Origin of the sequence: Dapis brunnea BLCC-M229 (genome assembly GCF_050015995.1) — a bacterium.
Lineage (GTDB): Bacteria > Cyanobacteriota > Cyanobacteriia > Cyanobacteriales > Microcoleaceae > Trichodesmium.
In genome coordinates, this window is the sequence record NZ_JBNHEP010000172.1 from 1 (window position 1) to 24,368 (window position 24,368).

A 24,368-nucleotide genomic window follows, 5' to 3' on the forward strand; every position below is an offset into this window, starting at 1 on the left:
GTATGGAACTTAGGCAATTTAACTTATGTAGATAATAAAATTCTCATTCCTAATTGAACATAAGTCGCTGTATTAAGAAGCTTAAGTTAATTCCAGCTTATGAGAAGGTTTAAACTGTCTTGAGTCTGTACACTTTTAAGACGATTCCAGAGAGGCAATTCTGAATTTTTCGAGTTAGAGACCGTTTTTTCCAAAAGTCCTGCCTAGTTAACTTTAGTCTTGTGATATCTCTCAAATTTGGCTTCTGTCCTTTCATTCAATGAGTAAACCTATTTTTTTAAGATTTTGTTTAGTTAGCAAGATAAATATTTGCTACAAAATTGGTCAAAAAATTTACTTTCTTATCTAGACCAAAATAGAGATTAGCAATCAGTAATCAGTTTTAAAATTGTATAGGGGACTTTAACCCCCGAATTTTAGCTGAATACTGAATGCTAGTAAAAAAAACGAAATGTCAATGCACTTCATACCCTTGAAATTGCTTCCTTCCACTCCGTTCCAGTCGCTTCGGACGTAGTTTTCAATAATTAATAATTACCTCTTCTTTTTAAGAAGAGGATTGGTTAAAAGGAAATTTTTTTCTTCTCTTGGTCGATTGGATATGGGTAGATTTCCTCGCCATCCCATCCTAGGTCAAGCTCCGCAATTCAAGTCGCTCCGCGTTAACGAAGTTTTGCGCCAGCTAAACGACCGCTCTCTTGGTCGATTGGATATGGGTAGATTTCCTCGCCATCCCATCCTAGGTCAAGCTCCGCAATTCAAGTCGCTCCGCGTTAACGAAGTTTTGCGCCAGCTAAACGACCGCTCTCTTGGTCGATTGGATATGGCGAGGTTTCCTCGCCATCCCATCCTAACGGACTGCTCCGCATTCATGTCGGCTCTTAGCCGAAACGACCGCTTTTTTCTCCCTGAAAGGAGAGGCTTTAAACCTTAATTTTTCGGTAAATTTTCCCACTTACCTACTTATACCAATTATCAAAAACTTTGCTATACTTGGAATTTCTATTTCTAAATACTATTTATTGACGTGATATAAGTATTTAATAATATTTGTTATTTTTATGGTTATTTTGGCAGTTTCCAACTGCAGCATTACTTTTGAGAGATGGTATTAGTTATAATAAAATTTTTGTTTGTAGTTAGGCTTGAGCAAGTCAAATACTTATCTTATTGCTAGAGCAAAACTACGAGCTTACTACAGATTATTAAATATTACCCGCAGCAAGCAATCGTCTCTAACGCCACCTAATTCCGCATAGATAAACCAATTCGCTTCAACTTTTCATTTACTTCTAAAACTCGCACTTTTACTACTTGCTCAACTTTCACAACTTGCTTCGGATTTTTAACAAAATAATCTGCTAATTGAGAGATATGTACTAACCCATCTTGATGCACTCCCACATCAACAAATGCGGCGTTGGATATTTGCGCATTGGAATTATGAATTAGTGTGGGGGCGTTGGATATTTGTGCATTGGAATTATAGTTTTAGAGAAAGAGGAAGTAAAAGATGTAATTTACCTTTTCTACAAAGATTCATCCCTTAGTTCAGCAACGCCTAAAATGCGCCAAAGTTTGCCACATTAGTAACTATTCCTTCTAACTCCATAGCAAGTCAAATACTTATTTTATTGCTAGAGCAAAACTACGAGCTTACTACGGATTATTAAATATTACCCGCACCAAACGCTCGTCTCTAACGCCACCTAATTCCGCATAGATAAACCTATCCGCTTCAACTTTTCATTTACTTCCAAAACCCGCACTTTTACAACTTGCCCAACTTTCACAACTTGCTTCGGATCTTTGACAAAATAATCTGCTAATTGAGAGATATGTACTAACCCATCTTGGTGAACTCCCACATCAACAAATGCACCAAAATTTGCCACATTAGTAACTATTCCTTCTAACTCCATTCCTACTTCTAAATCCCTAATTTCTTTAATACCTTCCCGAAAAGTTGCATACTTAAATTCTGCTCTGGGGTCGCGCCCTGGTTTTTCTAATTCACCGATAATATCTTTCAGAGTTGGTTCCCCAATTTTATCAGTCACATACTTTTTTAAATCCAGAGATTTCACTTTTTTTGATATCTCATTAATTTGATTTATCGAGACTTCTAAATCTTGAGCGATCGCCTTAACTACGGAATAACTTTCTGGATGTACTGCGGTATTATCTAAGGGATTTTCACCGCTCCGAATCCGCAAAAATCCAGCACAAAGTTCAAAAGTTTTTCCACCCAATTTTGACACTTTTAAAATTTCCTGACGACTGTTAAAAGCTCCATTTTCATTCCGATATTTAACTAAATTTTTTGCCACGGTGGAACTCATACCAGAAACAAAAATTAGTAGTTCTTTGGAGGCAGTATTCAAATCTACTCCCACATAATTCACACAACTTTCTACAGTCTCATCTAACTTTTTTTTCAACAATTTTTGGTCTACATCATGTTGATATTGACCAACTCCAATAGACTTCGGTTCTATTTTCACAAGTTCTGCTAAAGGGTCTTGTAAACGTCTACCAATACTAATAGCTCCCCGCACCGTAATATCTAAATCTGGAAATTCTTCTATTGCTACTTTAGAAGCAGAATAAATTGAGGCTCCAGATTCATTAACCATGACTTTTATTGGCTTTTTATCCAAAGTCGAAATTACTTCGGTGATAAATTCATCTGTTTCTCTTCCTGCCGTACCATTACCAATAGCAATTAATTCAATTTTGTACTTTTGAATAAACTGTTTAATTGTTGTAGTAGCTTGTTGTTTTTGGGCTGCAGATTGATGGGGAAATATGGCTTTATATTCTAAAAAATTACCTGTTTCACCTAACACTGCAACTTTACACCCAGTTCTAAATCCAGGGTCAATTCCTAAAGTAGGTTTCATTCCCGCAGGAGGAGATAATAATAATTCTCTGAGATTAGTTTCAAAAGTTTTAATTGACTCAATATCTGCCTCAGCTTTTTTTTGAGTTCTCACTTCATTTATCAAGGAATTTTTCATCAAACGATTAAAAGCATCTTTGAGCATTTCCTGATAAAAATTTCGGATTTCTTTGGCTTTAGTGCGAATTTCTGAATCTGCCAAATAAGATAGTACAAATTCTCGGTCAAAATCTAGTTCTAAATTTAAAACTCCTTCAGTTTCACCTCGTAATAAAGCCAATATATTATGAGGAGCAATATCTTTAATATTTACCTGAAAATTTCGGTACATTTCAAATTTAGTCGTACCTTCTGGATAATCATCTTTTATTTTGGAACTAAAACAGCCGGAATCAAGAAAATATTCTCTAACATAAGTTCGTAACTCTGCTTTTTCTGCCACTGCTTCTGCCAAAATATCAGATGCTCCTTGCAAAGCATCTTCTACATTTTTGACACCTTTTTCCTCAGCAATATATTTAACCGCTTCTTCTTCAATAGATATAATTTTTGCTTGAGGATGATTCAGAGATTGGATAAATTCTGCCAAAGGTTCTAAACCTTTTTCCCTAGCAATAGTTGCCCTAGTTCGGCGCTTAGGTTTATAGGGAAGATAAAGGTCTTCTAATTCTGTTTTTTGTAAACAAGACTCTATTTTTTCCTGTAGTTCATCGGTAAGTTTACCAGTTTCATTAATTGCTTTTAAAATTACTTTTTTTCTTTCTTCAAGTTCCTGAAGATAAGTAAATCTATCCCAAATATTTCGTAATTGGGTTTCATCAAGGGAACCTGTATATTCTTTTCGATAACGAGCGACAAAAGGAATAGTTGCTCCTCCGCTTAAAAGTTCCAGAGCATTTTTAATATTTTTAGGATTAATCTTTAATTCTTGAGAAATATATTTATTTATGTCAAACATAAGCTATCTAGATAAACATACAGCAGATTCCAAGTATTTGTAGCACAGGCATCTTGCCTGTCATACCTGTACCTCATGCTTGATGAAATCCGCTGTAATTTTTAATTATAGCAATTCCCATACTGGTTAGATACAAAATTATTTTATTTGAGGAAATTGGAAGTAGTAATTCAGGAAACAGAAAAGAAATAAAGAAGAAAAACAACTGTACTAAAAGCAATAGTTGACCGCTTCATGTTTACAAATTATCTTATATCAAGTCTGATTAATTAGCCATAATAATCAGTTACCTTTAGTCATCTTTAGATAACTTTTGCTGTACAGCCCAGAAATTTATTTCTTGGCAGATGACAAAGCTACAAAACTTTATACCTGATATTACATTTTTGAGGATAGAAAATGCTAAAATTAAAGAAAATAATTTACAGTTGATTTCATCAAGCTTGTGGTACAGCTATCACAGGCAAGATGCCTGTGTTACAAAGGTTGATAATGAGGTAAAAATGGCTAATTTAAAATTACGACGCTCTGAAAATATTAGTGGTGATATATACGTTGATAATACCTGTATAGACTGTGATACTTGTCGCTGGATGTCACCAGAAATTTTTCATAGAAATGGAGAAAAATCAGCAGTTTATCATCAACCAATAAATGAGGTAGAAAGACTAGAAGCAATGCAAGCTTTATTATCTTGTCCAACAAATTCTATAGGCACTGTTGAAGCTCCAAAAGATATTAAAAAAGTTCAGGAAACTTTGCCAATTTTAGTGGCAGATAATGTTTATCATTGCGGTTATCATTCAGAAAAATCTTTTGGTGCTGCTAGTTATTTTATTGTCAGACCAGAAGGAAATATTTTGCTAGACTCGCCTCAATTTTTAACTCCATTAGTGAAGCGTTTAGAAGCAATGGGAGGAGTTAAATATATGTATTTGACTCATAAAGATGATGTAGCAGACCATCAAAAATTCAGAGAAAATTTTAATTGCGATCGCATTCTTCATGTTGATGATATTTCCCCAGACACCAAGGATATAGAAATAAAATTAACTGGTACAGACCCAATTTCCCTAACTCCAGATTTATTAATTATTCCTGTACCTGGTCACACTAAGGGAAATACAGTTTTACTTTACCAAAAATTTTTATTTACAGGAGATCATCTAGCATGGTCTAGTCACTTAAATCAACTTCATGCTTTTCGCCGTTATTGTTGGTATTCTTGGTCAGAACAAATTATCTCTATGGGTAAGTTAATCAGTTATAATTTTGAGTGGGTGTTACCTGGTCACGGACATCGTTATCATGCTGACACAAAAACTATGCAAAAAGAGTTACAAAAGTGTATTGTTTGGATGGAAAAATCTTGAGCTACATCAGTAGAGAAATAAAATTACATTCCTTTCGTTAAGCAAGTTAATAAAAGCACAATTTTTGCCAGTAATTTCCTATAGCAAAGAGAATTGTTTAGGAGATAAACTGATGATAAATCTTAGACTAGGAAATATTTTTTCCACTGTTAATTGCTTACTTTTACCATGAAATTAGGTTAAAAGCCTCCCCTTTAAAAGGTATAAAAAAAATAAAATTAAGTATTTTAAGCCTCCCTATTGTACGAGGTACTGTTAACTGATAACTGAAATTCCCTTTTCCCTACTATATTTGCTTGAATTTGGCAAATTTTTCAAATCTATGTTATGATAAAAACGAAGAAAAACTAGATTACAATTTGAAATTTATTTATCGAAGTTTATAGATACTTACCTCAGCACTTCAAAGTCACAACAGGTTGAGTAATTCTATAATTTATGATAAAGAATAGATAATTTGTGCTAACATACGAAAGCAAACAAAATTAAGTGGTCTAAGAACTTTTGAAGTAGTAGCCAGAAGAGGCTAGTCTTAAGTTTATAGAAATGGCAAAGACTAATTACTTTGGCTCCACAAAAAAGAAAATGTAAATAATTGGAGGATGATACATACATGACTCAAGTGATACTAGGAGAAAATGAGGGAATTGAATCTGCATTACGTCGATTTAAACGACAGGTTTCTCAAGCAGGAATATTCCCAGATATGAAAAAACATCGTCACTTTGAAACGCCCATTGAAAAAAAGAAGCGTAAAGCAATGGCATTACAGAAGCAAAGAAAGAGACGTTCTCGCTTTTAATTTGAAGTTTATTTTCAGCGATCCCAATCCTAAATTAGTGACCTTGTAGGTCAAGCAGCGACGCTTTTAACTATTACTATAACTTGTGCAGAGACGCGGGGGCGCGTCTCCCTTCCACTTACCATCAAAAAAAATTTAAAACTATATTTATATATAACCAATTTTCTGCTAAATTTAATATTAATTTAATTACCGAATCTAACCCTATATTTTTAGAGAGAAAAAATCATGGCTGTAGAGCAGCCGGAAATTGATATTGCCCCTTTTATTGACCACTCCTTATTAACTATCACTGCTACCCCAGAGGAAGTGTCAAAATTTTGTACTGAAGCTGACAAATTTCGGTTTCCGTCAATTTGTGTATACCCTTGTTACGTTAAACAAGTAGTAGACTTTCTTTATAACAAACAACCGAAAATTTGTACGGTAATTAGTTTTCCTACTGGTACAACTACGAGTAAAACAAAATCATATGAAGCTTTAGAAGCAGTAGAAAATGGAGCTTCAGAATTAGATGTAATGGTTAATTTGACTCATATTAAAACAGGCCAAACTAACCAACTACATCGGGAAATAGCTGAAATATGTGAAGAAACTGGTAAACCAGTTAAAGCTATTCTAGAAATGGCCTTGCTAACTGAAGAGGAAAAGCATTTAGTTACAGAAGTTTTGATGGATGCAGGTGTGGCTTTTATTGTCACAAATACTGGATGGTATGGTGGAGCAACAGTGGCAGATGTAACACTGCTCAAAGAAATAACTAAGGCTAATGTAGGGATTAAAGCTGCTGGAGGAATTAAAACATATCAGCAAGCAGCAAATCTGATTTTGGCTGGTGCGACTAGGTTAGGGACATCCCGTGGTCTAGAATTGCTCAATCAGCAAAAAATTGAGAATTGAGAATTGAGAATTGAGAATTGAGATTCCTATTAAGTACACACCCAAATAAGAAACCGGGTTTATTGTACTGATTATTATTTTTTAGTGAAATTTCCTCCATAAACCCGGTTTCTGCCTAAGTTATCTCCCCTACTCCCTTACCGAAAAATTGTGGTCTAAAGCCTCCCCTTTTAAGCTATGCTTTATAAACATCTTTCTTAACATAAAATTTGACAAAATAGAGAAGTTATGTATAGGTCTGGGAGCGGCTTTTTCAGCAGAAAAGTGTGTTGAAAAATACATTTTTTTGAGAATTGTAGACAAGATTCTTACTCCTCTTCTCCCTCTCCCCACCCTCCCACAAGGGTTTCAGGAGTTTCTTATAAGGGATAGCCTTTTAAGGGGATAAAAAAAGAGAACATTCGCCAAGGTCAAGCCTCCTTATTACAGAGATACTGATAACTGATAACTGATAACTGATAACTGATAACTGAAATGACTCCCCTACTCCCTAACTCCCCCACTCCCATACTAACTCTATGGCCAGAACCTACAAAGCAACAGGAATAAATCTCAAAGCCATGCCTTTAGGAGAATCAGACCGTTTATTGACCATTTTGACTCAAGAATATGGTTTGATTCGAGTAGTAGCTCCAGGAGTCAGGAAACAAAAATCCAAACTGGGGGGTAGAAGTGAACTATTTGTAGTAAATCAATTATTGATTTCCAAAGGGCGATCGCTCGATAGAATCAATCAAGCAGAAACTATACTATCCTACGCGGGCCTAAGTCAAAACCTGGGAAAATTAGCAGCAGGTCAATATCTAGCAGAATTAGTTCTTCATCAAGCTCTGAGTGAACATCCTCAAACAGAACTGTTCTATCTACTAAGCGAACATTTGGGTCGTATAGAACAACTACAACATAAAACTGACCGACTCTGGCATACCCAACTTATAGCATTCTTAGCTCATGGCATCTATCATTTACTAGCCATAGAAGGAATAGCACCCCAAGTCCAAATGTGTTGTGCTACAGGAAATGAATTACAGCCAAATTTTAATCGTTCTGACTGGCAAGTTGGGTTCAGTATAGATGCAGGAGGAATTATTAAACTTGATGATACTTATGTTGTACAATCTTCATACCAAAACTTATCAAACCCAAACTTTAGTACCAAAATTAATACCCTGCTCAATGCTAATCAACTTTCACTACTTCAGCAGCTACCACAACCTAAGCTTCAAGCTCTAGTTAAACTTACTTTTCATCAAGACTGGATCAAAGTAGAACAACTTTTAAGAAAATATACCCAATACCATTTAGGTTATTCTATCCGTTCTGCCGAATTGATTGATACTTATTTAAAATCCATAGCAATCCACCCATAGGTTGTAACATTTTATTGTAGAGATTTAGTCTCCAAACCCAAGGTCTCCAAACCAAAGTAGAGATTTAGTCTCCAAACCCAATTTTTTTTACAAATCATTTACCAATGGATAATTGATAATTAATCCCCAGAAGTTTAAAGGATTTCCTTGTAAGGACAGGAACTACACAAAGATACTATACATAGAGTTCAAAAACTATAACGTTATAGTTTTGAACGCTATATGTATGGTCTGGTGCGTAAGTCTTAAAAAAGAAATTTTTAGTTTAGGAGATTTCCGTACTTGATTCAATCCGATGGTTTTAAGCAGAGGGAATTATCAATTATCCATTATCCATTATCTATTATCCATTAAAATGCAATTATCTGATTCAGATTTAACAAAAAAACCAAAACAACAAAACTTACCTAATACAAAACCTATTTCAGCAGCATCCCTAGCAGGTAAGGAACCCGAACGTGGACTTTTGCCAGTGCTAAAAAATGGTAAATTCTTAATCCTCTGGGGCGGTCAAGTATTTTCCCAACTAGCAGACAAAGTTTACCTGGTACTTATGATTGCTATTATTGCCAATCAATTCCAAGGCGCAGACCAGACTATTAGTGGATGGGTATCGGCAGTTATGATTGCTTTTACTATTCCCGCAGTATTATTTGGAGCTGGAGCTGGTGTCTATGTCGATAGGTGGCCAAAAAAAGCAGTTTTAGTTGTGACAAATATTATCAGAGGTGGTTTGGTTCTGATTTTGCCAATAGTATTGTGGCTATCTAATGATTTTAATCTAGGTAACTTACCTTTAGGATTTTGCCTAATGTTATTCTTGACTTTTTTGGTTTCTACCCTGACTCAATTTTTTGCCCCTGCGGAACAAGCGGTTATTCCCTTAATTGTGGAAAAGCGACACCTACTTTCTGCCAATTCTCTCTACACCACAACTATGATGGCTTCTGTCATTATTGGCTTTGCAGTAGGAGACCCATTATTAGAATTTGCTGATAGTTTAGTAGCAAAAATTGGTTTTGGGGAAGCTTTAGGTAAAGAATTAGTGGTAGGGGGAAGTTACGCGATCGCTGGTTTACTATTAATATTACTCAAAACTGGGGAACAGAAAGACCTCACAGAAAAGGAACAACCCCATATTCTGGCAGACTTGCGAGATGGCTTGCGTTACCTGAAAAATCATCACCGAGTTCGTAATGCGATTATCCAGCAAATCGTTTTATTTTCTATTTTTGCAGCTTTAGCAGTCTTGGCAGTACGTTTGGCAGAAATTATTCCTGGTATGGAAGCTGAAGAATTTGGATTATTATTAGCTGCTGCTGGAGTAGGTATGGCTATTGGTGCTGGAATGGTAGGTCAACTTGGACATTGGTTATCTCATTTTCAACTCAGCATGATTGGATCTATCGGAATGGCAGTTTCTTTAGTAGGTTTATCTATATTTAACCAAGAGTTTTGGGTAGCTATGGGTTTGATTGGTATTTTAGGAATGTTTGGTGCAGTAGTGGGGGTGCCAATGCAGACTACTGTTCAAGCGGAAACTCCTGAAGAAATGCGGGGAAAAGTATTTGGTCTCCAGAATAATGCGGTTAATATTGCTCTGAGTTTACCTTTAGCTTTAGTAGGGGTGGCAGAAACTTTTCTTGGTTTATCGACAGTGTTGCTTGGGTTAGCTGGAGCAGCAATAATAGCAGGTATTTTCTTCAGTTTCTTTTCTACACCAACTTTTGAATAGTTGTTAGTAATGATAATTCACTATCTAAATAGATAATTACCTCTGGTTAAAATCCAGAGGATTAAATCTAAGGAAATATCCTAGGACTTTTTTTCTCCTTAAAAGGAGAGGCTTTATACCTTTATTTTTTAGTAATAACACTAACAGGTATTTGTTGAGGGAAGTCTGCTATTTCTTGTTTGGTAATTGGAATTTCTTCCTATTGCAAAATTAACGCAACTTCCTTGGCAAAATAAGTTAAAATTAAATCTGCACCAGCCCGTTTCATACTGGTTAAAGTTTCCAACATCACCTTTTTTTCATCTATCCAACCCTTCTGACCAGCAGCCTTAATCATGGCATATTCCCCACTAACGTTATAAGCAGCTACAGGTAGATTTGTTGTCTTTTTTACCTCACAGATAATATCTAAATAAGCGAGCGCCGGCTTAACCATCACCATATCTGCACCTTCAGCAATATCCAAAGCCACCTCTTTGATGGCTTCCCTAGCATTAGCGGGGTTCATTTGATAAGTCTTTTTGTCCCCAAATTTTGGCGCAGAATCCAAAGCATCCCGAAACGGGCCATAATAAGCTGAGGCATATTTAGCAGAGTAGGCAAGTATTCCCACATCGAAGTATTCAGCAGCATCCAGAGCTTTGCGAATCGCTCCAATACGCCCATCCATCATATCTGAGGGAGCGACGATATCAGCACCTGCTTCAGCCTGAGATAGTGCTTGTTTGACTAAAACTTCTACAGTGGAGTCGTTGAGAATGACTCCATTTTCCCCCACAATACCATCGTGACCTTCGCTGGAATAGGGGTCGAGAGCTACATCAGTAATGACGACAATATCTGGTATTGTTTGTTTAATCGCTTTTACAGTTCTTTGTATTAACCCATCTGGGTTGTAGCTTTCGGTGCCAACGTTGTCTTTTTTAGCTTCCTCAACTAGGGGGAATAAAGCGATCGCATTAATTCCTAAATTATAGGCATCCTCTATTTCTTTGAGCAGTAAATCTAGAGTATAGCGATAACTTCCTGGCATTGAAGAAACTTCTACTTTTTGCCCTTCTCCCTCCATCACAAACAATGGATAAATTAAATCATTGACCGTTAACTTGGTTTCCTCAACCATACGTCGCAAAGCAGGAGTGCGACGGAGACGACGGGGACGCTGTACGCCGGGAAATTCTGTGGACAAATTTGTTTCTGTCATGGGTAGATTACTTAACCTAATAATTTTGATAATCATTAATCATAATCAGAAATTTACATCTAGTCAATATTAGAACCGTTCTAAACTTAATAGGCAGTGTAAATAGTTTGTAAGGCTCTTTGCACAATATCTTCATCTGAAAGTGTCGATAAGGCTAAAGCTGGTGGGCCGCCATTTAAAACCATAATTATAGGTTCTTTAATGTATGGATAAAGATTAAACCATTGGTTAAACTGCCCCGGAGGAAGATCATTTTCTGGAGTTAATATCCAGGTAGTTGATAAATCCCAGAATGGCTGATCGAATAACAAATAAACTTTGTCTAAAGTCCCCATTCCGAGTCGATCGATAGCTCGCTGCTTATTTTTGGGCAATACAGGATTGAACTTGATATCTCCTCTTTTTAGTACACCAAGGGGGACTGTTACCAAAACCGCATCAAAAGATTGATTATTAATTTTCTCAAAACCCAGTGTCACCCCTTTTTGACTTGTCGAAATTTCCTTAACCAGTGTATTCAATTTAATCTTGTAGTCACCCTTGAAGGCTGCCAAAATACCTGCGTATCCATCTGGGAATATGACATCGGGGCCGTCGTAGTCATTCACGAAGAGATAAGCCCACTGATTGATTCGATCTTCATTTGTTCCAGCCGTGTGCTGGATGCTAACAACATTTTCCAACCATCCTGGGGCATCACTGTCCCTAATTTTACGCCCACCACGTCCTCGAATAATGTAATCCTCTTTTTCCGTTTGGATAAGTCGCTGACCTAGCCCCTCGGCCAAATCCACAAGGGGGTTTCCGTTTATTCCATGAATCCAACTAGCTCCCAGTTCCAATGGTACTCCCAGTCGATCATCTGTCCATATCCGTCCCCCAATGCGATCGCGTGCTTCAAACAAAGTCACTTCTCGACCATTTGTGGAAAGTTTATGTGCTGAGGCAAGGCCGCTCATTCCTGCACCAATAATTGCAATCCTATCAGCACTACCTTGCAAAATTGAGTTAGCAGCCCGAAGCCCAGATTCGTAGGCAGCATGAACTGTACTGTTGTAGTTTGGAAAAGTAGCTTCACCAGCAAAAAATATCTTCTTGTCAATGGGCTGCTCCAGGGCACGAATGTCACTCCGCGAAGCTCCCTTTGGGATGTATGAATATGAGCCGTATGTGTAGCGATCGCGACTCCAATTAGTTCGGATGTAGCCCAGAAGCTTTTGATTTTTTGCCTGAAAACTGTGCCAGGGCAAGAAACTCAAAAGTAAGCTACTTGTAATTCCATGTAATAATAATCGTCGATTCATCTTTAGCTAGATTTATCAAAGGATCGTTAGTTACTTTAGCCTAAATTTGATAAATATTAAGTGTAGTAAAAAAAGTGTTTGGGGAAGGGTAGAGCGATCGCTTATCTGCTATAATTTTCCTTATTTCGATTCCACAAAATTCTCAATCTGTCGAACTACTGATTAGAGAGCTACAAAAAGTCAGCATTTTCATTAGTTGGCACTAAAATGCAACTTCTCTAGTTTTCAGCCAAGCTAGTTATTTGGTATAAATATAATAAAGTTGAAAGAGAGTTTAGATGATAAGATTGCTCTTTAGGCTAATATGAATGATTTTTAAGTCTGACATTCTAGATTAGTAACAAAATAACTATATCCCCTAAGTAAAAATGTTAACTATTGGAACACAAAAAAGCGATCGAATTAGCACAATTACTAATACAACTTGGGCTGAATATATTAGTTTAGATTTGCCCAGTAAACGAGTCTCATTTCGCAATGGAGTTATTACTATCGTGTCCCCTGGACGTAACCATGAATTGATTGGTGATTATATCAGGTTGATTATTTTGGCGTATTGTCGTAATCTTAATATTCCTATTTTCACCTTTAATCAAACTACTCTTAAAGAAGAAGGAAAAGAAGGGAAAGAACCTGATGTAGCTTACTGTTTTGAAATAGACAAAGACAAGCCAGATTTGGCAGTAGAAATAAATCTAACATCAGGTAGTATAGACGATTTAACTAAATATCAATACTTAAAAATTCCTGAAGTTTGGCTATGGGAAAACAATAAAGTTAGATTCTTTGTTTATCGTGATTCAGGATATTTAGAACTAACAATGAGCAATTCTCTGCCTAACTTAAACAGCGATCGCGTAACAACAATTGTCAATAGTTGTTTTGGTAAAAGTGTTTTAGAAGTAGAAAATTATTTCCCTGTAGGGGCGGTTCGCGAACCGCCCCTACATTAATTAAAAAATCACAAAAATGAACCAAAATGATGATTTTTTTACTATCATAATTGATAAACACAAAAGTTATCGCTGCCATAAAAAATTCTGATGGCGAGATTAATTTAAACTTAGAGCAGGAAGTCTAAATAGCAATATTTAGAATCGCCATCGCTTTAGTGTGGGGAGTACGTCAAAGTTCTAAAAGAAACTTCATTAGTATTAGGATTATAAAGAGTATAGGTAGCATTTCCGGGCAAACTTCCCACATTACCTACCCCTATAACCTGAAGGGATGTCCTCAAAGTTTGAGTAGATGATGTTGTTTCAATAGCACCCACTTCAGCTCCCAATTTTGTCACCCCACTACTCACCGAACCATTTTCCAACTGATATTTAAAAGCTAAACCAGACCGACCACAAAATAAATTATTAACGCCAAAACGCATTAATCTATCTAACATTTGTATAGGTGGAGTATCGGGAGTCAATTTATCACTTACCCCCAGAGTGCTGCCATGAATTAATAAACAGTCAAGTTCAGAAAAACCAAAAGGCAAATTTCTCAACCATTCTACTGTTTCTCTATCCACATTATCCCATAATATTTTCACACTATCCATGCCATATTCTTCTATTAATTCTGTCGGTTCATTTATCGAAGTTAATCCATGTAAAATCAAACTTTGTTCTTCCCAACATCCTGTACACACTTGGGGTATAAGTTCATTTTTTTTGGGATAACGTACTCGCTCTACTAATTTTTTGCAATCTATATTTAGCCCGACTAAATCGCCTAAAATATATAAAGCTTCCACATAATATTTCTGCTGTTTAATATCAGCAAGTACCGCTTCATAAGCTGTGATGTTTCCTTCGATTCCAGTTAAAATTGCCCAATAATTCATATAATTTTTTGCTTTTTTTAGGTTCTATAAAGTGAGATTAATTAGGGTTTTCTGAAAAAGTCTTTTAGTAGGGGTAGGAGACAGGAGACAGGAGACAGGAGACATGGGAATTTAGAGGAGGTAGGAGTAAGAATTGTCTTTAGTTTTCATCAGTCATAAAAAAATAATACCTGTTTGAAAAAATATTGCTACATTGCTTGGTTATAAGTTTTAGGTAGTAGGTGGACTTTCATTAATGGATAATTGATAATTACCTCTGGTTAAAACCATTATTGATTGAATATAAGGAAATATTATTTCTTTTTTTTCCCTTAAAAGGGGAGGCTTTAAACCTGAATTATTAATTAGGGTTTTCTGAAAAATAATGAAAGTGTTTACAGATAAATATTTTGGCATTTTTAAGTCTCCAAAAAGTGCGCTTATTTGAGTTTAAAAGCCTCAAAAAGTTAGTATTAACAGCAAGATTTGGACAGAGAAATTGAGGAATAATTCTAACTCCTGCCTTCTCACTCATTCCCTATTTCTCCTGTCTCCTGTCTCCTGACTCCTACCCTTACTCATAAGACTTCTTCAGCAAACCCTAATTATTACTTATCTTTCACAAATATGAGTAGGGTCATCAGCTTTTTCAGCAAACTCTAAACCCCTAGCCAAACGCCAAGCAAAAATTTCCGGCAACCCCTTATTAACTATAGCTTCACAAGTAAGTTGATAATTGTATGGAATCTCTCGAATATTTACTTCTCCTGTTTCATTGTCATAAATAACATAGGTAGCATTCGGTCTGCCATGACGAGGTTCTCCTACAGAACCAACATTAACAATTTTTTTCAGAGGAGCAATACAACTGTTTGACTCTAAATTTTCCCTCCCCAAACTACTAACTTTAACTAATAATTGACCAGCATCAAGAGTCCGAACATAAGGCACATGAGTATGACCGCAAAACAATACATCAGCACCACTACTTAAGACTCTTTCAACTGCTAAAAATCCATCTAAATCTGGCAATAAATATTCATGGTTACTATGAGGACTACCATGAACAAAACACATATTTTCCTCCTTCAAACTATGAGGTAAAGATGCTAAATATTCTCGCGTTTCTGGATGAATTTCTCGATCGGTCCATTCGTGGGCTAACTTGCCACGTTTCTCTGCTAATAAAGAAGGATAACTACATTCACAAGAATTTAATCCCTCCACAATATCCTCATCCCAACAACCTAAAACTGTGGGAATATCTAAACTGCGAATTTGCTCGACAACTGCGTTAGGATGGGGACCATAACCAACCAAATCTCCCACACAGAAAATTTTCTCTGCTTTCTGTTTTTCTATATCTATTAATACAGCATTTAAAGCTTCGTAGTTGCCATGAATGCAAGACATAACTGCAATTTTCATACTAATTCTTCCTCTTTCATTAATGGAATTCAAAAGTCAAAAGTCAAAAGTCAAAAGTAATATTTTAACGAAATTCAAAAGTCAAAAGTCAAAAGTAATATTTTATAGCTCAAAACTTTGATAATTCAGTTTCACCGAATTTAAAAATCCAAAGTAATATTTTATAGCTCAAAATTTTGATGTTTTAGTAATTTCAGGAAATTATTCGACATCTAAGGAAATATTATTTCTTTTTTTTCCCTTGAAAAAGGAGGCTTTTAACCAGAATTATTTAATTATTATAGCAATTTTACCAGGCGCGTGAGGTACAAAATTTTAGTAACACAAGCATCCTGCTTGTTACAGCATTGAAGGCTGAACTGGAAATAACTATACCTCATCATCCTCAAAAGTGCTTTAATTAATAATTATCCATTGTTTCTTTTACTTGTTGTTGATAAGCTAAAATTGCCGCATCGGGCAAACAACAATCTTGTAAAGTTTCTGCCAAAGCTTTTTGATTTAAGTTATTACCAAAAACCTCAATTCCACTAAAACGTTCTGGTCTACCTTCTAGCCATCTTGGTAAATTTAATTCTTGATATTCAGTCTCTTTTCCTAGTACAAAATCAAAGTACAAAGCACGTCCGTCAGCAATATCAAAAATTGCTTTGGCACGCATAATTTGACCATAAGCTCCAGCGGTTAATTCTTCATACCAAAAAACATCTAAACTTGCCGGATCAATGACTTGCCCCTGGGTGGGAGATCGCCAGATTTGACAGTTATTAATATTGCTATCAATAGCACATCCTTCTACAGTTTGGTTCGCCCACTGATGCCATTCGCTATTTTTTGTTCCTGGTGGGATAATGGCAATACGACTGCTAGGAATGGTATCGAGCAGCGATGACATTGCATTTAGTTCTAAATAAAATCCTAATTCGATAAAAGCAACTGCACCATTAGCAAGATATTCTATGAGTTGTGACTCTTGAGCATCAGTAATAATTTTTAGATTGGGGAAATCTGTAGCAAGGCAGGTTTGGTCAATGGGAACATTGCCGGTACCGGGGCTGAAATAAACAGCAGGACTATCTTTCGGGATTTGTTCCCGAATAAAACTTGTTTTGCCGACTCCCGGTAAACCCGCTACTACAGTGATTATAGGTTTTGACATTTTTCTTCCATAACTCAACTTTTTAATGCTGATACGATACGGCCACTTGCCATCCTTGCTCCCGATAGGTTTCTGGCGACAGGTCCTACTTGCAAAGCAGCTAGTCCACCCATGATAAATAGTTCGCAACCAGACCAGCGCAAATATTCATCTAATACTGGCAACCCATTGACTATTTCCACAGGGTGAGTATGCAATACTTCTTTTAAGATAGGTTGTTGTGTGACATCAAGTCTTGTACCTGTTGCTAACCAGATATGATCGCCCTCCCACGTCATTCCATCATCACATTTTAGTTGCCAGCGATCGCCGACAAACTCGGCACTTACTACCTGACATTCCTCAAAAATAGATAACTCGTCTTGGTGTTGGTAACGGCGCAACTGAGTCATAACTGCTGGTGTCATGGAACCGCCATCTCGTGCTTGTTGAATTAATTGCCATCGTTTCTGCCAGTTAGTTTCGGCGCTAAAAGCTTTTAAATATTTTGGACCTAACCAACCGGGTTCCGCATCAAATAGTTTTTCTTTGAGGTGACGTCTTACCATCAAGGTTACGTTTGCGCCTCTTTTTAAGGCTCCCACTGCTAAGTGACCGCTAGTTAATCCCCCACCGATAATTAGCACTTTTTCTCCTCTGAGTCGCAAACCTCGCAAGTCTACTTGGTGGGAGTGACAAAGGCGTTCGTTTGGATAGGGGGTGGGAATTTTTTTCACCCATTCTGGAAGTTGAGGTTTGCCCCCACCATTGGCCATGATTACTTGACGAGCTATGGTTGAGTTGCCATCATCCAGTTCGACTCGAAACTGAGGGTTCCCTTGGTAGGTTATAGGAGCAATGTTTGTCACTGATGCTTTGTATACTTTGTCTTCTAACTGCCAGCGACTAACTATATCTTGGGAAAATTCTTGAAATAGTTTTGTTCCAGGTAGGTCGTAGGGAGGGAATAGTTCGTTTGGGCGATTTTCCGCAAACCGACGCAGAGAATAGGGGTCTGGGTCTGGGTGGTGAACGGCAGGCGAGCGCAAGTGGGGTATTTCTTGGGCTGCAAACTGTTGTCCCCACTGACTCATCCAAGTGGCACTGGGGTCAAATACTGTGATTTTATGGCGATACTTTTTTCGTTTTTGCAGCAGATGAGTTACCAAAGTTAGGGCGTGGGGTCCTGCACCTACAATGGCAATGTTGGTTTGTATTGGTAAGGACATGGAATTAAAGAACAATAATTATAAGAATGATTATCATTCTCATTTTAATTATATATTATAGCTGTAACGGCTAGCAAACAAGATTTTTCCTAGGTCATGCTGCGCGAACAGCTCACATTAACTACAAATAAGCTGCAAGATTTTTGATGTCTAGATTACAAGCTTTTAAATACATCTTGTTTCAAATGTATAGACAAATATTCACAGCTGTATAGACAAATATTCACAGCCAATATTCAGTCTACAAGGGCAGAGTATTGCTACTACTCTGCCCATAACATAATTTTTCAATCCCAAAATATATTTAGGAGTATATTATTACAGCAATTAGTTTGAGGATTTATTATCTGAAATGACTCAAGACATTTTGAGCTTTTTATACAATTTATTTATCAAATATTTTGCTAGTTTTTTCGACGCTATAAGGGCATCAACATTATTATTAATTAAACTATAGCAATCCGCGCATAGGTTGCGGGTAATTAAAAAGTAAATAAAAAAACTAAAACTCTTACCTGTTCCCTGTTCCCAGTTAAGTGTTCCCTAAAAAGCAGTAAGATTTTTGACAAGAATAAAATAGCATTGCTATACTAATTACGATACAGCAAATTCCAAGCATAATAAGTACAAATATTAATGGTAAAACCTTTGCACTTCAGGCATCTTGCCTTTAATAAACCTTAATCAGATGAAATATGCTGTAATCTCTATTAGATTAACTCTTGATGTAGCTAGATAATGTTGTAATTATTTAGATTTAAAACCTTTGAGTCTAAAATTTTGGCAAATTTATTATGGTGTTTTCTATATACTTTACAGGAAAAATAGTTATGTAAATTGCCTAGTTAATAGATATTTTAAAAATTAACAATATAAGTAGATAATAAAGTCATTAATGTTTAATATATAGAGAGTATATTTACTGGAGAGTACAAAGTTATGCTAAAAAATGATTTGCTTATCTGACTGAAAGTATTACTGAAAAAGGCTTACAGCATCTAAAGTTCGTTTGGGGAAAATTTCTAACCTTGAGATCCCTAAAAGCCTTAGATAGCAATAGTTATTCCAAGAACTTTGCACTGTCTAGTATATTTATTCAATATAAATTAAACATTAATGAAGTAAAAAAATACTTTTATATATATTATTGACAAGAGAAAGCACCTCAATTAGGGATAAAACGTAGTTTTACTATCAAAAAGGCACTTAATTGGAAATTATCTGGCGGAGAATTGGGCTAAAAGACTATATAGCACTACGCATTAAGGTTAATTAAGGTTAGGACATTTCTAAATCTTGAAACCTTTTGACAGTTTATTATTCCCTATTCCCTAGCGTTACGCGCTATAATACTTTATCTGTCAAGGTTATAGGCTATTTGCAGTTAATGTGAGCCGTTTGCGTAGCATGACCCAGGAAAAATTCTGTTTGTGAGTTGGGAAGCAAATAATCTAAGCCTATTTGCAAATCGTATGAGAAAAATTCAACTAATATCATATACTTGCAAATGCGTCAAATCAGTATATGGATGACTTAGAAAAATTAGATCGTCATCCCTAAATCAAAATGAGGCGATCGCCTGTCTAAACAACCAAATAATAAGTATTTCAGGCTTTAAAATCTTTTTAGGTAATAAACTCCCTTGGATTATTCTTCGTTTATCTTATCATCTAAAAGCTGAAACTATTGAAATTGTGTTGGCTATTTTAGGAAATTTTTGCAATTTTTTGTCAGAGATTGATGACAAAATTGAAAAATTTAAAACTAGAAGTAGAAATTGATAATTAAAACTTTTAATTCTGGCGATCGCTGAAATTAAGGAATGTTGACCAAAAAAAATTCTGAGATTCTATGACTCCTGTAGAGGCGAATGGCCATTCGCCCCTAGGACTCCTAGATAGACTTATCTAACTTTTGAGATGGCAGATGGTATTATTTACAGACCGAGACGTTTTTTGTCTGTTCACGATAAAATCGCTCAATAATAATATCTGCCTGTTCGTCTGAATGCATATTGCTTGGCTTGGAAAAAAATATCCTTTTTGTGGCAACGTCACCTACTCCAGAGAAATAACTAATGCTCTGTTGGATAGAGGCTATCAGGTAAGCTTCCTCCACTTTGCGACTGAAGATAGTCAACCTGACAAATGGCCAAAGTTTCAGGAAGTGTCTCTACCTTGTATCTATAAATCTCAGGTTTACACCATACCTAGTCTTAAATCTAGCAAAGTCTTAAGTCAGGCTCTACAGAAACTTAAGCCAGATATTGTTCACGCATCTCTTACCCTCTCTCCTCTAGATTTTTTGTTGCCGGAAATTTGTGAAGAGTTGAATATTCCTTTAGTAGCAACTTTTCATGCCCAGTTTGATAGTAAACCACGGAATATTAAATCTGGAACCCAATTTTTAGCGTATCAATTCTATGCTCCTTTTCTAGCAAATTATGACCGAGTGATTATTTTTTCAGAAATACAGAAAGATTTATTCATTAAATTGGGGGTTCCGGGCAAAAAAGTGGCAGTTATTCCTAATGGGGTAGATGTGGATAAGTATTCTCCTGGAGTTTCTAGTCTAAAGACTGAGTTAAATGCTCGCCGTGTGTTTCTATATTTGGGTCGTATTTCTACAGAGAAAAATGTTGAATCTCTGCTCAAAGCTTGGAAACATTCGGATATGACTAATGATAGTTGTTTGGCGATTGTTGGAGATGGGCCATTAGTTCCTTCTTTGCAAATGTTTTATCGGGATGTTAAGGGAGTGAGTTGGTTTGGGTATGTGAGTGATGAGCAACGACGAATAGAAATTTTGCGTGGAGCTGATGTATTTATTTTACCTTCTTTAGTAGAGGGTTTGTCTTTGGCTTTATTGGAGGCAATGTCTTCTGGCTTAGCTTGTGTAGCTACAGATGCGGGTGCTGATGGTGAGGTTTTGGAAAAGGGAGCAGGCATAATTTTAAATACTCATAATGTGACTAGCCAATTACAAACTTTATTGCCTGTATTTAGGGATCATCCTGAATTAAATATTCTTTTGGGGCAAAAAGCTCGGCAAAGGGTTTTGGAGCGTTACACTCTGAGTCGAAATATTACTCAATTGGAAATGCTTTATGCTGAAGTTGTAAGAGAAAGAAATCCTTTAAGTAGTTTGATTTAAGGAAGAAGGCTTTGGTTATTGAGGAGAGAAGGAAGAAGGAAAATTTTCACCATCCGGTGCGGGAGCTTCAGCAAATGAAACGGCTATTTCTCTATAAAGATATGGGGAAGGGAAAAATTTTCATCATCCGGCGCGGGAGCTTCAGCAAATGAAATGACTATTTCTCTATAAAGTTCTCTATAAAGATATGGGGAAGGGAAAAATTTTCACCATCCGGCGTAGGAGCTTCAGCAAATGAAACGACTATTTCTCTATAAGGATATGGGGAAGAGAAAAATTTTCACCATCCGGCGCGAGAGCTTCAGCAAATGAAACGGCTATTGAAACGATTATTTCTCTATCAAGTATGGGAAAGAGAAAAAATTTCATCCTCCACCTCCGGGAGCTTCAGTCAATGAAATCACTATTGCTCCATACGCAATAGAAGGAGAAAAATTTCATCCTCCACCTCCGGGAGCTTAAGGAAATGAAAAAAATCTCGCGCCATCGGTAAAACTTTCAGGGTGTTCAGCATTTTTCATAATTCATAATTCATAATTATCGATTATGGATTATCAATTATCAATCTTATCTTATTTTTTGGAAATACTCTCTAATTACTTCTATTCCTTAAACTCAGTTTCTTGTTTGGGTGCGTAAGTCCTGTTAAATTTATTGATGCTCAACTACTTAGTAAGTCAAAAGGAGCAATTCTAAAGTATGGAGCAAAAAGTCTCTTCCTTTATGATCTGAGTATTAGAATCTTTTGTCTTATCATCATTAATAATTCTAATACCAAGCAACTTTTTGTCTAAGCATTCAGCTCTCAGCAATAAAAATGAGTTAAGCAAATATTTGCTTAACTTCTCCTAGATTTTCAACTATTTGAAGCACAAGAGCAACGAAATTCACTTGTTAATAAAGGTAATAAAGCTGATAGCTGATAGCTGACTGCTGAATGCTGAATGCTTAACTTCAAAAAAACTAATGAAAAGTAGGACGATGCATAATTAAACTCATAAACTCTTGACGAGTTTTCACATCATCAGCAAAAACACCACGCATAGCGCTAGTAGTTGTCCAAGAACCTGGTTTTTCTACTCCACGCATTACCATACACATATGAGTTGCTTCAACAACTACAGCAACACCTAAAGGTTTAAGTAATCCTTGAAGTGCATCAGCTATTTGTGCTGTTAGACGTTCTTGTACCTGTAAACGTCGGGCATACATTTCACAAATTCGAGCAATTTTTGATAGTCCAATTACTTTTCCATTGGGAATATATGCTACATGAGCGCGACCAAGAATAGGCAAAATATGATGCTCGCAAGAACTAAAAAGATCGATATCTCTAACTAAAACCATCTCTGAGACATCTTCATTAAAAACAGCTCCATTCAGCAATTCATCTAGAGATTGATGATAACCTGAAGTGAGATATTTTAGCGCTTTTACCACCCGCTTAGGAGTATCTAATAATCCTTCCCGATCCGGATTTTCTCCTAATCCTATTAATAAAGTTCTCACCGCTTGAATCATTTCAGCTTCTGTAACAGGAGGCTGAGATTTTGTTTTCAAGTCATCAGTAGAAACAAAATCTGGAACTGTTGGTAAAGTCATAATTGAAAGGCTTTAAGCTTAATATTTTTGTTGAACAGTTTGGCAGATATTTTCCCACATAAAATTCAGATTAATTATGAGGATTATTATCTGTATTTCCCTGATAATAGCCACTCTTAATTTATCACATAGTTAGACAATTTGTTAAACTTTGTTGAATCATTAATGGATTCAAGTCTCGTCCAATCAAGACTAACTGATTTGCCGGAGTAGTTAACCATTGCTCTACTTGCAGATCATACCGTTTACCACTCAATTGAAATATATGTTTTAATTCACTTTCTTGAAACCAAAGAATCCCTTTTGCTCTAAATATATTCTCAGGTAATTCCTCTAGAAAATTATGTTGAAACTTTAGCATTGAAAAAGGTCTTTCACTTCGGAATGAAATAGATGTAAAACCATCATTTATAAGATGATTTTTAGTTTTTCTTTGTAGTTCATACTGATAATTCTTGTCTTCTATCAAATAAGGTTGAAGCTTAGATAAATTTACATCTAGAATTAAGTAGAACGGTATCTTGCTGTACTCACTTCTCAAAATCCTAGCTGCATTATTTATAGTTTTAATATAAGACTCTAAATAATCTACTCGATCTTGGGATACTAAATCTATTTTATTAAGTAAAATAATATCCCCATAAGCAATCTGTTTAAGAGCTGCCTCACTATCAAAATGGTCTGGTGTAAAATTTTCACAATCCACTAAAGTCAGTACAGAATCCAAGTAAGTTAAATCTTTCAAATCTGTACCCAAGAAAGTTAACATAATTGGCAAAGGATCTGCTAAACCAGTAGTTTCTATAATTAAATAATCAATTTTTTCATCCCGTTCTAAAATTTGGTAGACTGCATCTACTAATCCTTCATTGATAGTACAACAAATACAGCCATTGCTAAGTTCTAGCATATTGTCATCAATATCTACTAATAACTGACTATCTATATTAATGTCACCAAATTCATTAACCAATATTGCCACTTTTAAATTCTGCTTATTATGCAAAATTTGATTTATTAGGGTTGTTTTACCACTGCCTAAAAATCCAGTAATAATAGTAACTGGCATCCCTCTTTTAGGAATATCTAATTGTAGTGAATTATTCATTGATTGCTAAATTCATTGACGAAGACAGCTACTCTTAAATCTTGTTTATTTTGAAGAATAAAATTGAGTAAGTTCGTTTTGTCACTAACAAGAAAACCAGTCATAATGAGTCGATTTTCCTTATGTACAGTCATTACTAACTACCTGGGAAGTTGTTATTTCTAGTTGACTTAAGAGATTCTGTGGGCTGAATTCCTTGAATTATGGCCATTTAACTTATGAAATAATTATGATAATCATTATCATAATCAAAATCTTACACCTGGTCAATGGATAGAGAAGGAAAATTTTCAGCATCCGGCGCGGGAGCTTCAGCAAATGAAATGACTATTTCTATATTTAA

17 protein-coding genes and 1 pseudogene are annotated in these 24,368 nt (G+C 35.9%); 7 read left to right on the plus strand and 11 right to left on the minus strand.

What is annotated here, in order from left to right; all coding sequences use genetic code 11:
- Positions 1–1,245: 1,245 nt before the first annotated feature.
- Positions 1,246–1,416 (minus strand): annotated as a pseudogene (locus tag ACP6PM_RS19685) (S1 RNA-binding domain-containing protein); the annotation flags it as partial.
- Positions 1,417–1,709: 293 nt separating this feature from the next.
- Positions 1,710–3,860, minus strand: coding sequence for a Tex family protein (locus tag ACP6PM_RS19690; RefSeq protein ID WP_426587596.1), 2,151 nt, complete (start codon positions 3,858–3,860; stop codon positions 1,710–1,712).
- 503 nt (positions 3,861–4,363) lie between these two features.
- On the opposite strand from ACP6PM_RS19690, the gene ACP6PM_RS19695 reads away from it, so the two are divergent.
- The 5 genes from ACP6PM_RS19695 to ACP6PM_RS19715 all read left to right on the plus strand — a co-directional run bounded on the left by ACP6PM_RS19695 (position 4,364) and on the right by ACP6PM_RS19715 (position 10,040).
- A complete protein-coding gene (locus ACP6PM_RS19695) occupies positions 4,364–5,233 on the plus strand; it encodes an MBL fold metallo-hydrolase (protein ID WP_426587675.1) in 870 nt (289 codons plus the stop codon).
- 613 nt (positions 5,234–5,846) lie between these two features.
- Positions 5,847–6,035, plus strand: a complete 189-nt coding sequence (rpsU, locus tag ACP6PM_RS19700; RefSeq protein WP_094675126.1) for a 30S ribosomal protein S21 — start codon at positions 5,847–5,849, stop codon at positions 6,033–6,035.
- Positions 6,036–6,263: 228 nt separating this feature from the next.
- Positions 6,264–6,935 carry a deoxyribose-phosphate aldolase gene (deoC, locus tag ACP6PM_RS19705; protein WP_426587598.1) on the plus strand — a complete coding sequence of 224 codons (672 nt, stop codon included), beginning with the start codon at positions 6,264–6,266 and terminating at the stop codon, positions 6,933–6,935.
- Positions 6,936–7,453: 518 nt separating this feature from the next.
- On the plus strand, positions 7,454–8,305 hold the full coding sequence (recO, locus tag ACP6PM_RS19710; RefSeq protein WP_426587600.1) for a DNA repair protein RecO: 852 nt from the start codon (positions 7,454–7,456) through the stop codon (positions 8,303–8,305).
- A 355-nt stretch (positions 8,306–8,660) separates the two neighbouring features.
- The gene (locus ACP6PM_RS19715; protein ID WP_426587602.1) at positions 8,661–10,040 is read left to right on the plus strand and encodes an MFS transporter; all 1,380 of its coding nucleotides are present in this window, start codon (positions 8,661–8,663) and stop codon (positions 10,038–10,040) included.
- Between the two features lie 199 nt (positions 10,041–10,239).
- Here the strand turns inward: ACP6PM_RS19715 and hemB are convergent, their stop codons facing one another.
- Together hemB and ACP6PM_RS19725 are read right to left on the minus strand one after the other, a co-directional pair.
- Positions 10,240–11,244 carry a porphobilinogen synthase gene (hemB, locus tag ACP6PM_RS19720; RefSeq protein WP_426587604.1) on the minus strand — a complete coding sequence of 335 codons (1,005 nt, stop codon included), beginning with the start codon at positions 11,242–11,244 and terminating at the stop codon, positions 10,240–10,242.
- Between the two features lie 86 nt (positions 11,245–11,330).
- On the minus strand, positions 11,331–12,548 hold the full coding sequence (locus ACP6PM_RS19725; protein WP_426587606.1) for a flavin monoamine oxidase family protein: 1,218 nt from the start codon (positions 12,546–12,548) through the stop codon (positions 11,331–11,333).
- A gap of 368 nt (positions 12,549–12,916) precedes the next feature.
- Here ACP6PM_RS19725 and ACP6PM_RS19730 point away from each other — a divergent pair, with 368 nt between their 5' ends.
- Positions 12,917–13,501 (plus strand): Uma2 family endonuclease, encoded by a 585-nt coding sequence (locus ACP6PM_RS19730; RefSeq protein ID WP_426587608.1) that lies wholly within the window; start codon positions 12,917–12,919, stop codon positions 13,499–13,501.
- Between the two features lie 155 nt (positions 13,502–13,656).
- Here ACP6PM_RS19730 and ACP6PM_RS19735 read toward each other — a convergent pair whose 3' ends face one another.
- The 4 genes from ACP6PM_RS19735 to ACP6PM_RS19750 all read right to left on the minus strand — a co-directional run bounded on the left by ACP6PM_RS19735 (position 13,657) and on the right by ACP6PM_RS19750 (position 18,162).
- Positions 13,657–14,388: a metallophosphoesterase family protein gene (locus ACP6PM_RS19735; RefSeq protein WP_426587610.1), complete on the minus strand. Its 732-nt coding sequence runs from the start codon at positions 14,386–14,388 to the stop codon at positions 13,657–13,659.
- Between the two features lie 591 nt (positions 14,389–14,979).
- A complete protein-coding gene (locus ACP6PM_RS19740) occupies positions 14,980–15,795 on the minus strand; it encodes a metallophosphoesterase family protein (protein WP_426587612.1) in 816 nt (271 codons plus the stop codon).
- Between the two features lie 400 nt (positions 15,796–16,195).
- Positions 16,196–16,954 (minus strand): GTP-binding protein, encoded by a 759-nt coding sequence (locus ACP6PM_RS19745; RefSeq protein ID WP_426587614.1) that lies wholly within the window; start codon positions 16,952–16,954, stop codon positions 16,196–16,198.
- Between the two features lie 14 nt (positions 16,955–16,968).
- Positions 16,969–18,162: an FAD/NAD(P)-binding protein gene (locus ACP6PM_RS19750; RefSeq protein WP_426587616.1), complete on the minus strand. Its 1,194-nt coding sequence runs from the start codon at positions 18,160–18,162 to the stop codon at positions 16,969–16,971.
- Positions 18,163–20,169: 2,007 nt separating this feature from the next.
- On the opposite strand from ACP6PM_RS19750, the gene ACP6PM_RS19755 reads away from it, so the two are divergent.
- Complete coding sequence (locus tag ACP6PM_RS19755) at positions 20,170–21,315, plus strand: glycosyltransferase family 4 protein (protein ID WP_426587618.1); 1,146 nt, start codon at positions 20,170–20,172, stop codon at positions 21,313–21,315.
- A 963-nt stretch (positions 21,316–22,278) separates the two neighbouring features.
- Here ACP6PM_RS19755 and folE read toward each other — a convergent pair.
- The 3 genes from folE to ACP6PM_RS19770 form a co-directional block, all read right to left on the minus strand.
- Complete coding sequence (gene folE / locus ACP6PM_RS19760) at positions 22,279–22,917, minus strand: GTP cyclohydrolase I FolE (protein WP_426587620.1); 639 nt, start codon at positions 22,915–22,917, stop codon at positions 22,279–22,281.
- A 124-nt stretch (positions 22,918–23,041) separates the two neighbouring features.
- The gene (locus tag ACP6PM_RS19765) at positions 23,042–24,025 is read right to left on the minus strand and encodes a CobW family GTP-binding protein (protein WP_426587622.1); all 984 of its coding nucleotides are present in this window, start codon (positions 24,023–24,025) and stop codon (positions 23,042–23,044) included.
- Positions 24,022–24,159: a GTP-binding protein gene (locus tag ACP6PM_RS19770; RefSeq protein ID WP_426587624.1), complete on the minus strand. Its 138-nt coding sequence runs from the start codon at positions 24,157–24,159 to the stop codon at positions 24,022–24,024. The genes ACP6PM_RS19765 and ACP6PM_RS19770 overlap by 4 nt, the downstream gene beginning before the upstream one ends.
- Positions 24,160–24,368: the final 209 nt, after the last annotated feature.